Source organism: Sphingomonadaceae bacterium OTU29LAMAA1, assembly GCA_024072375.1.
In the GTDB taxonomy this organism is placed as follows: Bacteria; Pseudomonadota; Alphaproteobacteria; order Sphingomonadales; family Sphingomonadaceae; genus Sphingomonas.
The window spans coordinates 1,381,689-1,396,179 of the sequence record CP099617.1 but is presented as its reverse complement, the minus strand read 5'-3'; the positions used below and the strand labels follow the sequence as shown (position 1 = coordinate 1,396,179).

General features: G+C 64.1%; 12 protein-coding genes. 5 read left to right on the top strand and 7 right to left on the bottom strand.

Features of this window, described 5'->3' with window-relative positions; translation table 11 throughout:
* Positions 1-114 precede the first annotated feature (114 nt).
* The 4 genes from NF699_06920 (at position 115) to NF699_06905 (ending at position 5,016) form a co-directional block, all read left to right on the top strand.
* Positions 115-1,116 (top strand): fumarylacetoacetate hydrolase family protein, encoded by a 1,002-nt coding sequence (locus NF699_06920; GenBank protein USU06384.1) that lies wholly within the window; start codon positions 115-117, stop codon positions 1,114-1,116.
* Between the two features lie 179 nt (positions 1,117-1,295).
* Positions 1,296-2,582 (top strand): 3-methyl-2-oxobutanoate dehydrogenase (2-methylpropanoyl-transferring) subunit alpha, encoded by a 1,287-nt coding sequence (locus tag NF699_06915; protein ID USU06383.1) that lies wholly within the window; start codon positions 1,296-1,298, stop codon positions 2,580-2,582.
* Between the two features lie 62 nt (positions 2,583-2,644).
* Entirely contained in the window at positions 2,645-3,652 is a 1,008-nt protein-coding gene (locus tag NF699_06910; GenBank protein ID USU07023.1) for an alpha-ketoacid dehydrogenase subunit beta, read from the top strand.
* On the top strand, positions 3,652-5,016 hold the full coding sequence (locus NF699_06905) for a 2-oxo acid dehydrogenase subunit E2 (GenBank protein USU06382.1): 1,365 nt from the start codon (positions 3,652-3,654) through the stop codon (positions 5,014-5,016). Before NF699_06910 ends, NF699_06905 begins: the two co-directional genes overlap by 1 nt.
* Here NF699_06905 and NF699_06900 read toward each other — a convergent pair.
* From NF699_06900 to NF699_06885, 4 genes are all read right to left on the bottom strand, one after another.
* Positions 4,973-5,395 carry a hypothetical protein gene (locus NF699_06900; GenBank protein ID USU06381.1) on the bottom strand — a complete coding sequence of 141 codons (423 nt, stop codon included), beginning with the start codon at positions 5,393-5,395 and terminating at the stop codon, positions 4,973-4,975. The genes NF699_06905 and NF699_06900 overlap by 44 nt on opposite strands.
* An 85-nt stretch (positions 5,396-5,480) precedes the next feature.
* Positions 5,481-6,677, bottom strand: coding sequence for an acetyl-CoA C-acyltransferase (locus NF699_06895; GenBank protein ID USU06380.1), 1,197 nt, complete (start codon positions 6,675-6,677; stop codon positions 5,481-5,483).
* A 68-nt stretch (positions 6,678-6,745) separates the two neighbouring features.
* Positions 6,746-8,164 (bottom strand): Tat pathway signal protein, encoded by a 1,419-nt coding sequence (locus NF699_06890; protein USU06379.1) that lies wholly within the window; start codon positions 8,162-8,164, stop codon positions 6,746-6,748.
* Between the two features lie 76 nt (positions 8,165-8,240).
* Entirely contained in the window at positions 8,241-11,198 is a 2,958-nt protein-coding gene (locus NF699_06885; GenBank protein USU06378.1) for a TonB-dependent receptor, read from the bottom strand.
* Positions 11,199-11,568: 370 nt separating this feature from the next.
* On the opposite strand from NF699_06885, the gene NF699_06880 reads away from it, so the two are divergent.
* Positions 11,569-12,363, top strand: coding sequence for an enoyl-CoA hydratase/isomerase family protein (locus NF699_06880; GenBank protein USU06377.1), 795 nt, complete (start codon positions 11,569-11,571; stop codon positions 12,361-12,363).
* A 114-nt stretch (positions 12,364-12,477) separates the two neighbouring features.
* Here NF699_06880 and gorA read toward each other — a convergent pair whose 3' ends face one another.
* The 3 genes from gorA to NF699_06865 are packed head-to-tail and all read right to left on the bottom strand — an operon-like array spanning position 12,478 to position 14,485.
* Positions 12,478-13,824, bottom strand: a complete 1,347-nt coding sequence (gorA, locus tag NF699_06875) for a glutathione-disulfide reductase (protein ID USU06376.1) — start codon at positions 13,822-13,824, stop codon at positions 12,478-12,480.
* Entirely contained in the window at positions 13,824-14,048 is a 225-nt protein-coding gene (locus NF699_06870; protein USU06375.1) for a hypothetical protein, read from the bottom strand. The genes gorA and NF699_06870 overlap by 1 nt, the downstream gene beginning before the upstream one ends.
* A 53-nt stretch (positions 14,049-14,101) precedes the next feature.
* Entirely contained in the window at positions 14,102-14,485 is a 384-nt protein-coding gene (locus NF699_06865) for a DUF4174 domain-containing protein (GenBank protein USU06374.1), read from the bottom strand.
* Between the last annotated feature and the right edge of the window lie 6 nt (positions 14,486-14,491).

The following is a 14,491-nucleotide window of genomic DNA, read 5'->3' as shown; positions in this document are numbered from 1 at the left end:
CCGTCAAGTACAAAGTAACAAATGTTATGGCGATAGGTATCGCGTGTTACTTTTCCGGTGCACGGCCGTGGCGGAGCCGATACACAGGCAGTTCAACGACAAGAGGATGCCTGCATGAAACTCGCCAGCCTGAAGCATGGACGTGACGGCAAGCTTGTCGTCGTATCGAACGATCTCGCCTGGTATGCCGACGCAGGCCATATCGTGCCGACCCTGCAAGCGGCGCTCGACGATTGGGACCGGCTGCTTCCCGACCTGCTGAATCTCGCGACCGATCTGGAGCATGCGGTCATCCCGCGCGAACGGTTCCACGAACACGACGCGGCAGCGCCGTTGCCGCGCGCCTATCAATGGGCGGATGGATCGGCCTATGTGAACCACGTCGCGCTGGTGCGACAGGCACGCGCCGCCGAGATGCCGGAGACGTTCTGGCATGACCCGCTGATGTACCAGGGCGGATCGGACGGCTTCCTCGGCCCGCGCGATCCGATCCCGCTCGCCGACGAGGCCTGGGGATGCGATCTCGAGGGCGAGGTGGTGGTCGTCACCGGCGATGTGCCCCTGGGCGCCAGCCGGGACGAGGCGCTGGCCGCCGTACGACTGGTCGGGTTGACCAACGACGTGTCCTTGCGCAACCTGATCCCCGGCGAACTCGCCAAGGGTTTCGGGTTCTTCCAGTCCAAACCCGCGAGCGCTTTTTCGCCGGTGTTCGTGACGCCGGATGCGCTGGGCGAGTGGTGGCAGGGCGGCAAGCTGCACCGCAGGCTGATGGTCGACCTGAACGGCAAGCCGTTCGGCCGCGCCGAGGCGGGTGAGGACATGACCTTCGACTTCGGCACTCTGGTCGCGCATGCGGCGAAGACGCGGAAGCTGGGGGCCGGAACGATCGTCGGCTCTGGCACCGTTTCGAACCGCGGACCGGATGGCGGGGCCGGACAGACGATCGAAGCGGGTGGCGTGGGTTATTCCTGTCTCGCAGAAATCCGCACGGTCGAGACGATCGCCGGAGGCAAACCGGTGACGCCGTTCCTGAAGAAGGGGGATACGATCCGCATCTGGGCGGAGGATGACAAGCATCACCCGATCTTTGGCGTTATCGAGCAGACGGTGGAGTAGGTCGCTGTGATTCCTCCCTCGCTTTAGCGGGGGAGGAGCTCGGAGCGTCGCTGCACATCCTGCGTTCCATTCGGTACGTCCCGCGCACCATAAAACCCGCTTGAAATTTAATTACAACGGCGCAACAGGATCAATCAACAGCGTCGGCGACCCTCGCCGGACGTAGAGGAGAGAGACACGTGGCCAGCGAGCATCCTCGCGCCAATTTGCAGCCGCTTACGCTGCACGTGCCGGAACCCAAGTTCCGGCCAGGCGATGCCGTCGATTTCGTCGGTGTGGACGTGCCGCCTGCTGGTTCGGCGCGACGTCCCGATACTGCGGATTCCGCACACGATTTCACCGAACTCGCGTACACGATGGTTCGTGTTCTCGACGAAGAAGGCAGGGCGGTCGGGCCATGGGATCCGAAGCTGTCGCCCGATGTATTGCGCCGGATGTTGCGCAACATGGCGCTGCTTCGTGCCTTCGACGAGCGAATGTTTCGCGCGCAGCGGCAGGGCAAGACCAGCTTCTACATGAAAGCGACAGGCGAGGAGGCGGTGTCGATCGCCGCGGCGCAGGCGCTCGATTTCGAGGATATGTGCTTCCCGTCCTATCGTCAGCAGGGCCTGCTGATCTCGCGCGGCTATCCGCTGGTCGAGATGATGAACCAGATCTATTCGAACCGCGGCGACAAGTTGCAGGGCAAGCAGCTGCCGATCATGTATTCGGCGCGCGACCACGGGTTCTTCTCGATCTCGGGCAACCTCACCACGCAATATCCGCAGGCCGTCGGGTGGGCGATGGCGTCCGCCGCAAAGGGCGACACGCGGATTGCCGCGGTGTGGTGCGGCGAGGGATCGACCGCGGAGGGCGACTTCCATTCCGCCTGCACCTTTGCCGCGGTGTATCGCGCGCCGGTGATCTTCAACGTCGTCAACAACCAATGGGCGATCTCCAGCTTTTCCGGGTTCGCCGGCGCCGAGGCGACGACCTTCGCCGCGCGTGCCATCGGCTACGGCATCGCCGGGCTGCGGGTGGACGGCAACGATGCGCTGGCGGTCTATGCCGCGACGATGTGGGCCGCCGAGCGTGCGCGGACCAACGCCGGCCCGACGCTGATCGAGCATTTCACCTATCGGGCCGAGGGTCATTCGACCTCCGACGATCCTACCCAGTATCGCAGTGCCGGCGAACCGACGGCATGGCCGCTGGGCGATCCGGTCGCGCGGTTGAAGCACCACCTCATCACCATTGGCGAATGGGACGAGGAGCGCCACGCGGCGCAGGACAGGGAATTGGCCGAGTACGTCAAGGCCGAGCAGAAGGAAGCCGAGAAGAACGGTATTCTCGGCCACGGCCTGCACCAGCCGCTCGATACCCTGTTCGAGGGCGTGTTCGAGGAGATGCCGTGGCATTTGCGCGAACAGCAGGCCCAGATGATGGCGGAAGAAGAAGCGAGCGGCCGGCCATGGGCACGCAAGTGAGCGAGGGCGCGATGATGCAGGACCAGCCTGACATGCCGGAACCGTCGGCCGACACCACCCGCATGAACATGATCCAGGCGATCAACTCCGCGCTCGACATCTGCATGACCCGCGATCCGAACGTGCTGGTGATGGGCGAGGACGTCGGCTATTTCGGCGGTGTCTTCCGCGCCACCGCCGGCTTGCAGGCGAAGCACGGCAAGACGCGCGTGTTCGATACGCCGATCACCGAGACGGGCATCATGGGCGTTGCGATCGGCATGGGTGCCTATGGCCTGCGCCCGGTCCCGGAAATCCAGTTCGCCGACTATATCTACCCTGCGCTCGACCAGCTGGTCAGCGAGGCGGCGCGCCTGCGGTATCGCTCGGCAGGCGAGTTCACCTCCCCGATCACGATCCGCTCGCCCTACGGCGGCGGCATCTTCGGCGGGCAAACGCACTCGCAGTCGCCCGAGGGCATCTTCACGCACGTGTCGGGCATGAAGACGGTGATCCCGGCGACCCCCTATGACGCCAAGGGGCTGCTGATCGCCGCGATCGAGGATAACGATCCGGTCCTGTTTCTTGAACCCAAGCGCATCTACAACGGCCCGTTCAACGGCTATTGGGACAAGCCGGCCGAGAATTGGTCGAAGCATGACGCCGGTGCGGTACCGACCGGTTACTACAAGGTTCCGCTCGGCAAGGCGGCGGTGGTGCGAGAGGGCGAGGCGCTGACCGTGCTCTGCTACGGCACGATGGTGCACGTCTGCACCGCGGTGATGGCCGAGCATGGCGTTGACGCCGAGATCGTCGACCTTCGCACGCTCGTGCCGCTCGATATCGAGACGATCGAGGCGTCGGTAAAGAAGACCGGTCGCTGCATGATCGTGCACGAGGCGACGCGCACCAGCGGTTTCGGCGCGGAGCTGTCGGCGTTGGTGCAGGAGCGCTGCTTCTATCACCTCGAAGCGCCGATCGAGCGCGTCACCGGCTATGACACGCCGTATCCACACAGCCTGGAATGGGCATATTTTCCGGGGCCGGTCCGCATCGGCCAGGCCCTCAAGAAGATCATGAAGGACGCATAATGGCTCGCTTCACCTTCAAGCTGCCCGACATCGGCGAAGGCATCGCCGAGGCCGAGATCGTCGCATGGCACGTCGCGATCGGCGACCGCGTCGAGGAAGACCAGAACATCGCCGACATGATGACGGACAAGGCGACGGTCGAGATGGAGTCGCCGGTATCGGGCGTAGTCGTGGAACTGGCGGGCGAGGTCGGCGATCAGGTTGCGATCGGTGCCGCGCTGGTGGTCATCGAAACCGATGCGGCGGACGAGGATGGCGACGTGGTGGTTGCGCCGCCCAGCCCGGAGCAGGCCGAGGTCGCCCAGCAGTATGAGGCGGAGAACCCAGGGGTCGAAGAGGCTAAAATCTCCTCTCCCCTTGTGGCAGAGCAAGGGGCTCTCCCGGCGCAGTCGAGTGGGAAGCTGAGGGGGAGTGGCGCAAGCGAGCCCGCCCATCAAAGTCCCCCTCACCCTTCCTCCGCCGTTGGCGGCCCCCTCCCTCTGCCACAAGGGGAGAGGGAGCATGTCCTCGCATCGCCCGCAGTCCGCGCGCGGGCAAAGGACCTCGGTATCGACCTTGCCCAGGTGAAGACCGACGTCGACCGCGTGCGCCACGCCGATCTCGACGCGTATCTGCGTTACAATGCCGGGCAGGGCTATCAGTCCCCCGGTGCGTCGCGCGCGCGCCCCGATGAGCAGGTTCGCGTCATCGGCATGCGCCGTCGCATCGCGGAGAACATGGCGGCGTCGAAGCGCTACATCCCGCACTTCACGTACGTCGATGAAATCGACGTCACCGCGCTGGAGGCGATGCGCGCCGACCTGAACGATCACCGTGGCCAACGCCCGAAGCTGACGATGCTGCCGCTGCTGATCGTCGCGATTTGCCGCACGTTGCCCGAATTCCCGATGCTCAATGCGCGCTACGACGACGAGGCCGGCATGGTCACGCGATCGGGCCGCGTCCACCTCGGCATGGCGGCGCAGACGGACGCCGGGCTGACCGTGCCGGTGATCCGCGATGCGCAGGACAAGAACGTCTGGCAACTCGCGACCGAGATCACCCGCCTGGCCGAGGCTGCGCGTGCGAACAAGCTGAAGCCGGACGAACTCGGAAACGGTACGATCACCGTGACATCTCTGGGACCGCTCGGCGGTATCGCGACGACTCCGGTCATCAACCGCCCGGAAGTTGCCATCATCGGCCCCAACAAGATCGTGGAACGCCCGGTATTTACGGGGCGGGGCGACGAGATCCGGCGCGCGAAGCTGATGAACCTGTCGATCAGTTGCGACCACCGCGTTGTCGACGGCTGGGACGCGGCCAGCTATGTTCAGGCGCTCAAGAAGCAGCTGGAGACGCCGGTCCTGCTGTTCGCCGACTGACGCCGGTAGCGATCGGGGCCGTGCCGCGTTGCGACCCGGCCTCGATCAGGCGGCGTTCGATTCGGGATAGCATCGCGGCGCAGCTCGCATATTGCTGCGCGCGCAGCCGCCCGTCGAGCGCGAGTATCCTGTTCAGTTCCTGCCAGACGCGATCCAGGTCCTGACGCATGAACATAGCCGGTGCGCGCGCGATGGCTCCGCGTCCCCTGCTTCGGTCGATGGCGGCGGCCAGTCGCTTCAGCCGTTCGACGAAATACGCCTGTTGCCGTGCACCCGTCGCTGCATACATACGATCACGCTCCAGATCCGGCCCGGCGTCGGCCGGACCCGCGAAATACAGGGTCGCGATGATCGCGGCTAATCGTTGTGTTCTCCGCATGAGGAGAACCTTACCTCAGCAATATGAACAATGTCCAAAACGGGCACACCACGCCGTTGCTGGTATCGATAAACGCCATCCAGCGTCAGACGATCTCGAACAGCCCGGCCGCTCCCATGCCCCCTGCCGTGCACATCGTCACCACAACATAGCGAACGCCACGCTTGCGGCCCTCGATCAGGGCATGGCCTATCAGGCGGCTGCCGGTCATGCCAAACGGATGCCCCACCGCGATCGCACCGCCGTTGACATTATAGCGGTCGGGATCGATCCCCAGCGTATCGCGGCAATACAGGCATTGCGATGCGAACGCCTCGTTGAGTTCCCACAGGCCGATGTCCGCCACCGACAGTCCGGCGCGATCGAGGAGCTTCGGTACGGCGAAGACGGGGCCGATGCCCATTTCGTCCGGACCGCAGCCCGCGGACTGGAAGCCGCGGTAGATGCCGAGGATATCCTTGCCTTCTGCCTCGGCCGTCGCGCGGTCCATCAGCAATTGCGCAGACGCGCCGTCGGATAACTGACTGGCATTGCCGGCAGTGACGCTGGTGCCGGGACCGGTGAAGTCACCGCCGGCCCATACCGTCTTCAACCCGGCAAGCCCCTCAACAGTCGTATCCGCGCGGATGCCTTCGTCGGCAGACACGGTGATCGTCTCGCTGCCGGTGCGATTGCCACCCTTGTCGAACAGCGCGCGCTCGACCGTGATCGGCACGATCTCTTCGAAAAAGGCGCCGCGGGCCAGTCCGGCGGCGGCGCGTTGCTGGCTCATCGCGGCATATTCGTCCTGAGCGGCGCGCGTGATCCCGTAGCGTTGCGCGACGATCTCGGCCGTTTCAATCATCGGGATGTACGCGGCGGGTTCCCGGTCGACAACGCTACGGTTGACGTAGCGGGCCGCGTCCTTCGTCACGGTATGGCTGATCGATTCCATGCCTCCGGCGAGCGCGACATCCGCCTCGCCGCACATAATGGTGCGCGCCGCCAATGCCACGGAGGTGAGGCCCGACCCGCATTTGCGATCGAGCGTGAACGCCGGCACGCTTTGCGGCAGGCCTGCGGCGAACACCGCCATCCTTCCGGCATTGCCGCCGGTCGTGCCCCATTGATTGCCGACGCCCCAGAAGATGTCGTCGATCCGCGCCGGGTCTATCCCCGCCCGTTCGACCGCGGCGTTCATCACATGGCCGGCCAGGACCGGCGCTTCGGTCGCATTGAAGGCGCCGCGATACGCTTTTCCGATGGCGGTGCGGGCGGTGGAGACGATCGCAGCTTCACGCATGATGCAGGCCCTTCGAGGATCGGGTATGCATCCTCTCTAGGCGGCGGTCCGCAATGTTGGAAGAGGTGTTATCCCAGCCAGCCGCCACGAAAGCCTGCCCGCTCGAGTCCGCGGCGCAGATGCGGATTGCGCTGCATCGTCTTCCAGATCAGGCCGGTCCGCTGGTTCTCGATCATCGCGACGATCGGACCCTGATCGATTCCCAGATAATCCTTGTCGACCCAGCCAGTGCCAGTCACGATTTGCCCGTGTTTCAACGGTGCGTTCGCGTCGGTCAGCGTCGGATTGAACGAATCGAGGAAACCGTATTTGCCGTAGATTCCTTCGCCGTAACGCTGGTGCATCGTGCGGAGACAGGTGGCGGCCAGCTCCGGTTCGAAAGCGATCGACCCGGCGGCGGCGGTCGGCGCGATCGTACCGTCGTCGCGCGTGCCCGGACCCCGTTCGGAATAGCTGAAGAATTGACGCTGACGGCCACGTAGCGTCAGCTTGAAATCTCCGGGGCCGTCGCATGCGGTCCAGCCCCAGCAATCCTTGTCATAGCCGACCCAGCCGCCGGGATTGGCGATGCCATAGGCGCGCTGGTTGCGCACCGCGCGGCGGCTGTTCTCGAAATAATCGATACCCTTCGACTTGATGAAGGGATCCTGGATGCCGCGGAAATCTATCCAGACGTGGCTGTACTGATGCACGAACAGGGGGGGATAATGCAGGTACGGTTCGCCCCAGCGATCGGTCCACGCCGCTTCGAAACGCTGCGTCAGCGCACCCCATGTTGCGGGCGGCAGCGGGTGCGTCGGCGATGCGATCGCGAGGAGGTACATCAGCATCCCCTCATTATAGATATTCCAGTCGGAAGGGATGAAGCCGCTTTCCGGGTGCCAGCCCATCGAGAGGAACGGCGGCCGCGGGACGATCCACGTCCAGTCGATCGCGACATACAATTGGTCGGCAAGTGTCCTGATCCGCGCCTCGGCAGGATCGGTGCGATCGTCGAACCACGTTCCCGCAAACAAAACCCCGGCGATCAGCAGCGCGGTATCGATCGTCGACAGTTCGGCACGCGCGAAGCGCAACCCCTTGGTCACGCCCAGGAAGTGATAGAAGAAGCCCTTGTGGCCACTGGCATCGTCGGCACCCGACCCCTGAGGTGCGGCGGCGAACCATTCCAGCGTGGCGAGGGTGCGGGCGCGGGCCTGTTCGCGGGTGATCCAGCCGTTGACCACGCCAACCGGATAGGCGGTGAGCGCGAACCCGACCGCGGCGATCGAGGAGAAGCTGGGGGTAGGCCAGCGATCGGGCGCCCACCCTGTGGCGGGATCGGTGGTGTCCCAGAAGAAGCGGAAGCTGCGTTCCTGAAGATCGGCAATCAGATCGAGTGGCGCGTTGGCCGACGCAGGAGAGGGCGCTCGCGTTGTGGCGCAACCGCCCACCACCCCGGCGAGCGCCAGCCCGCCGGTGCCGAGAAGGTGTCGTCTGTCGATCATCGGCGCAAACGCCTCATGTTGTTACGCAGAACCGGAAAGGAGCGGGCGACCTTTGGGAAAAGGCCGCCCGTGCAGGTCAGAAGCGATATCCGGCGCGCAGCTGAAGGCGCCGGGGCAGGGTGATCGTGCTGGTGCCGATCTCTGTGCGGATCAGCGGATCGCTTGCGCTGAAGAAGCCATCGAATCCGCTGAAGTTCTTATTGTTGAAGGCGTTAAGGACGTCGAGCGCCAGCTCCACTTCGTGGTTGCCGAAGATCTTGGTCTTGTTGGCCAAGGTCAGGTTTACTTCGCAGAAAGCGAACAGGCCCTTGATGCAGTTCTTGATCGGATAGAAGGTGGTCGGCAGAGCGGCACCGCTATCCGTGCCGCGCGTTCCGTCGGTAACGTTATACGCCGAACCCGAACCCAGCGTCGTCAGGGTCGAGAACTGGAAGTTCAGCGGCAGGTCGATGATCGACGACAGCACGACCCGGTGACGTTCGTCGCCCGGGCTGTTGCGCCAGCCGTAGCCGTCCGGCGTCAGACCATCGAGGCTGAACAGATCGCCGCCGTTCTTCTCGGCCTTGCCCAGCGTGTAGGCGATGTTGACGCCCCAGCCGCTCGCCTGCGTGTAGTTCTTGTCGAGCGTGAAGTAGATCGCCTTGTACCGGGTATCGAGGCCGTCATAGCCGACGATGACGTTGGCATAGCCGTTGCGGATCGCGCTGGCTGTGTTGCAGCAACCGCCCAGACCGTTGTTCTGACGGGTCGCAAACAGGTTGGTATAGCCGTTGCGGCCGCGCTGGTAGGACGCGGTCACCGATGCCTGGAATACACCGACCTTCTGGCGGACGCCGAGGCTGAACTGGTCGTTGACCGGAGGCTTGGCGTCGTTCTTGACCGCAAACAGTTCCGGCAGGCCCTGTGTCGAAGTCGCCGCCAGTGCCAGCAGACCGTCACGGGTCAGGTAAGACGGGTTCCACGGGACCGTCGGCTGGCCGTTGCGCGGCAGGCCGGTCGCCGAGAAGCGGAACAGGCCGATCGGATTGATCGTCCGGCTGAGTTCGTCGACGGTGTTGTTGAAGTTGTTGCGATCATAGTACCGGCCCGCGCCGCCGAAGATGACGGTGCTCTGGTCGTCGTTGATGTCCCACGAAAAGCCAAAGCGCGGCGCGAATGCCCATTTGAACGGCGAACGATCGTTGCCGTCCGTGATGTAATCCTCGGGATTGAAGTAGAACGTGCTGGGCAACGAGCGCAACGCCGCCGCGGCCCGGCCGGGTGTGACGTAATGATTGTTGAAGCCGTTCGTTTCGTAATCGTAGCGGACACCGACGTTCAACTGGAGTCGATCGGTGACGTCCCAATCGTCCTGGGCATAGAAGCCGAGCTGGGTGTTCGCACCGAAGATGCGGCCGTTGCCCAGGCCAAGGCGTGCTTCGGCCGGGAATGAGATGTTGGTGTCGTCGGTAAGGTCGTTCGGCGTGTTCGCGCCGGCCGTGGTGAAGGTGTAGCGCGGCTGGATGAACGACTGGTTGTTGAATTCGATGTCGGTCACCTCGACGCGACCGCCGACCTTGATCGTGTGACCGTCGATCGCGGTCCACGTCACGTCGTCACGGAGGGTGTAGCTCTGCTGGACTTCGCGGCGGGTCGAATCCTTGCCGCCGAACACGATGATGCCCTGGTAGTCGAACTGTGGCAGGTCGGGGTTCAACGAGGTCGGGCTGAACTTGTAGTTGAGATAGTTGACGTTGACTTCGTTGACGAAGTTATCGCCGGTGTACGTCCATTTGAACAGATAGGTATCGACTGTATTGATCTTGTTCTCAGCCGCCGAGAACGAGGTGTTACCACCGAAGCCCTGAATATCGGTTTCCGAGCGACGGCTGTACGACAGGTCGAACACCTGGTTCGAATCCGGCGTGAAGGTCAGCTTGCCGAAGTAGAAGTCGCCGCGGAACGGGCTGACGAACGCGCCTTCAAATTCGTTCAGGCGACGTCCGCTGATCCGTTCGAAGTCCGCCCGCTGCGTCGCCGAGGCGGTCGAGGCGACGTTGAAGGCACGATCCTGATCGTTGCCTTCGTACGTGCCGAAGAAGAACAGCTTGTCCTTGATGATCGGGCCGCCCAGCGCGATGCCGTATTGCTTGCGCTCGAACGCGGGTTCGGGACGGTTGTTGAGCTTGTCGAGGAAGGCCTTCTCGCTCAGCTTCTTGTCGGTGTATTGGCCGAAGACCTCGCCATGGAATTCGTTTGTGCCCGACTTGGTCACCGAGGTGATGACTGCCGCGCCGGCCTGCTCGTATTCCGCCTTGTAGTTCTGGGTCAGAACACGGAATTCCTGCACGGCAAGCTGGCCGAACGGATTGCCGCGACTGTTCTGCTGACCGGCGACGCCGCCCTCGCGGAGCTTGTTCTTCAGACTGATGCCGTCGACGAACACGTTGACCTGGCTGGCCGTCGATGCGCCCGAGCTGAAGCCCTTGTCGGTTTCGCTGTCGTTGTAGCGGACGCCGGGAGCCAGCGCGGCGAACGACAGGAAGTTGCGATCGGTCTGCGGCAGCGTGCGGATCTGCGTCTGGCTGACGTTGGTCGCGACTTCGCTGGTACGCGTCTCGACCAGACGGCTGCCGGTGACCACGATCTCGCCGTTATCGCCCGCTGTGGTTCCGCCGGGTACCGTCGTCGTCTCGGTCTGTGCAGCGCCGAGCGTGGCATCGAGTGTGGCGGACTGGCCGACGCCGACCACCACAACGCGCTCGAACACCGACCCGTCGGCACCCGCGATCGTGATGCGGTATTCGCCCGGACGCAGGCCGTTCAGCGTATAGCTGCCGTTCGCGTCACTGGTCGCGCGGAAGGTCTGATTGGTCGCGGTGCTGACGGCGGTCACCGTTGCGGCCCCGACGGGCGCGCCATCCGCGCCGCGAACCTGACCGCGTACCTGCGCGGTCGTGGTCTGCGCCGCGACCGGCGCGGTCATCGCGATGCCGCCAAGGACGGTGGTGGTGGCAAGTGCGGCGCGCAGCGCCACGATCGTGGTGGTCTTCATGTCTGTTCCCCTGCGCGATCCGCCCGGCGGCGAATGCAGCTGTTATCCTGCGACCGGGGAAAGGAGCTGCGGCCGATATCCCGTCCGGCCGTCGGGGAAGCGATGGTGCCGGCCACCGCGCCCTGTTCATCCCTCCCCGGAGTGGAGCAAGACGCTCCGTCCCATGGTGTGATCGGGCGGTGGTCCGCCTCTATCGTGTCGAAGGGCCGCTCCCTTATGGTGGAGTGTCCGACAACACCAGTTCAATACGGCGAAAACCATTACGGTTCCGAACCGGAGCCACTTCTGTCCACGACCGTGATATTGCTGCAACGGTGCTTTCGACGCTTGATGGCTGGCATGTGCATCCGCGACACGGCACAATGTCACGATGAGCAACGCCCCATCCGCTTCAGCACCGTCCATCCAGGTCGTTCGGGACGGCCATGTCGCAATCGTGACCTTTGCGCGGCCACCCCACAATTTCGCCGATCTCGCGACGATCGAGGCGATCGGGGCGGCATTCTCTGCCGCGGATGCCGATCCGGACGTGCGCGCGATCGTACTCCAGTCGGATGGCCGGATCTTTTGCGCCGGTGCCGATCTGGCGCGCGACAATCCGGTGGCCGAAGATCAACCTGCCGGCAGCCGTAACCCGTTCTATGTGGCGGCGGCACGATTGTACGCCGTGCAGACGCCGGTAGTCGCTGCGGTGCAGGGGGCTGCGGTGGGAGCGGGGCTGGGTCTCGCGCTCGTCGCCGATTTCCGCGTCGCTGCGCCCGAAGCGCGCTTCGTCGCCAATTTCGTGGCGCTGGGTTTCCATCCCGGCTTCGGTATTTCGGCGGTGCTGGAGCGGGTCGTCGGACGCCAGCGCGCGTTGCTGATGAACCTGACCGCGCGACGGATCAAAGGCGAGCAGGCGGCGGAATGGGGGCTGGTCGACGTGCTGGCGTCCGCCGATCGCCTGCGCGCCGAGGCGCTGGCGTTGGCCCAGGAGATTGCCGCCGGTGCGCCGCTCGCGGTCCGATCGACCCGCGCGACGATGCGCGGCGATCTGTTCGATCTGGTGCAGCGTCAGACCGATCACGAGCTGGCGGAACAGGCGTGGCTGCAGAAGACCGGAGACTTCGCCGAAGGGGTGAGGGCGGTGAACGAACGCCGCCCCGGGCGCTTCGTCGGAGCCTGAGAAACGATCGTCGGCGGTCGTCGAGCCACCTCACCGTCAACGCCGATGTCGTCACCCGGAGCGCCTTACGGCGTCCCGGGTTGCTTGGCTTGCCCGACGGTCGTGTGGCGAAGCTTACTTCATCAACACGAGTTCTTCCGCCATCGTCGGGTGGAGCGCGACCGTCTCGTCGAACTGCGCCTTGGTCAGGCCGGCCTTCACCGCGATCGCTGCGGCTTGCAGGATTTCCGGTACGTCGGGTCCGATCATGTGGAGGCCGACGATCCGTCCCGTCTCGCCATCGCACACCATCTTGTAGAGCGCCCGTTCGTTGCGGCCGGCCAGCACGTTCTTCATCGGCCGGAAGTCCGAGGAATAGACGCTGACCGACCCCAGCTTCTGCTTGGCCTCGCTCTCGGTCATGCCGACGCCGGCGAGCGGCGGATGGCTGAAGACCGCAGACGGGATGTTGGCGTAATCGACGACCGTCGGCTTGTTGCCATAATAGGTGTCGGCGAACGCCTGCCCCTCCCGGATCGCGATCGGCGTCAGCTGGATGCGATTGGTGACATCGCCGATCGCGAAGATGCTGTCGATGTTGGAACGGTTATGCTCGTCGACGACGATCGCGCCCTTTTCCAGCGTCACGCCGGCATCTTCCAGTCCGAGATCCTCGGTGTTCGGCACGCGGCCGGTTGCGAACATCACCATGTCCACCGTCACCGGCTCATGGCCGGACATACGGACCGTGAGGCACCCGTCCTCACCCTTGTCGATGCCTTCGAAATTCGCATCGAACTTGAATTCCAATCCCTTCATCATGCTGATCTGGAGCAGGCGATCGCGGATCGACAGGTCGTAACCGCGCAGGATGTCCTGCGTCCGGTTCATGATGATGACGTGTGCGCCGAGCTGGTGAAAGATGCCGGCGAATTCGTTGGCGATATACCCGGCACCGGCGATCAGTACCCGCTTCGGAAGGGCGTCGAGATGGAACGCTTCGTTGCTGGTGATGCCGTGTTCGGCGCCGGAACATGGCGGGACGGCCGGCCGCGCGCCGACCGCGACGAGGATACGCTCCGCCGTCTTTTCCGTCCCATCCGCCAACCGGACGCTGTGCGGACCGGTGATCGTCGCGCGCTGGTGGATGATCTCGACGCCGTGGTTCTCCAGCGTCTGGGTGTAGGCGCCGTTGATCCGGTCGACCTCTTCCAGCACGTTGTCACGCAGCGTCTTCCAGTCGAAGTCGCACTGGTCCGGCACCTGCCAGCCGAAGCGCTTTGCATCCTTCAGATCTTCGGCGAAATGGGCACCGTAGATCAGCAGCTTCTTCGGCACGCAGCCCCGGATCACGCAGGTGCCACCGACGCGATATTCCTCCGCCACGGCTACTCTAGCGCCATGCGCAGCGGCGACGCGGCTCGCCCGGGTGCCGCCCGACCCTGCTCCAATGACGAAGAGATCGTAATCATAGTCGGCCATCAATTCACTCCGCTAGCAAGGTCCATCGCCGACCGCGGGCCGAGATGCTGAATGACGGGATCGAAGTCCCGAACACTGTAAAGTAGGGGCGGTCGGTCGATAATGCAGCGTTTGGCGATCAGCTTATCGATCGATTTGCCGACCGTGATGCCTTGACTGCGCAAGTGGCGATCATTGCGGGCTGCGGCATCGGTCACTCGCCAATCGTTGATGTCGATCCGCATGTGTATCTTCCGCCGCGGCAATACTCATAGTCGAACATCCGACGGATCTGCAATCAGTGCTGTCCCGCGCGCCACATCGGCATCGCATCGATTGCCTCCGCCAATACCTGCGGCGCGATGGGCTTCGCCGCGCGCATCTTTTCGCCGCCATCCTTGCCGATCAGGATCGCAACGAACCGGCCTGCCGGTATCCGATATCGCGCGCGCAAGTTCGGCCCTGGATCGGTCGACCCAAAGACGCGGTCGCCGATCACCGTCACGATGGCAAGATCCCGTTCCAGTGCCTCAGCATCCCAACCGACCAGCGCCTGCCGTTGGGCTGCGATGCCGGGATCGTCGGGTGTCGGCGCAGCTAGTAGCAGCACACGTTTCTGCCATCGCATGTCGGCGACCGTCGATGGCGCGGCCAGCGCCGCGGCGAGCAGGATCGGGATCATCGTCGC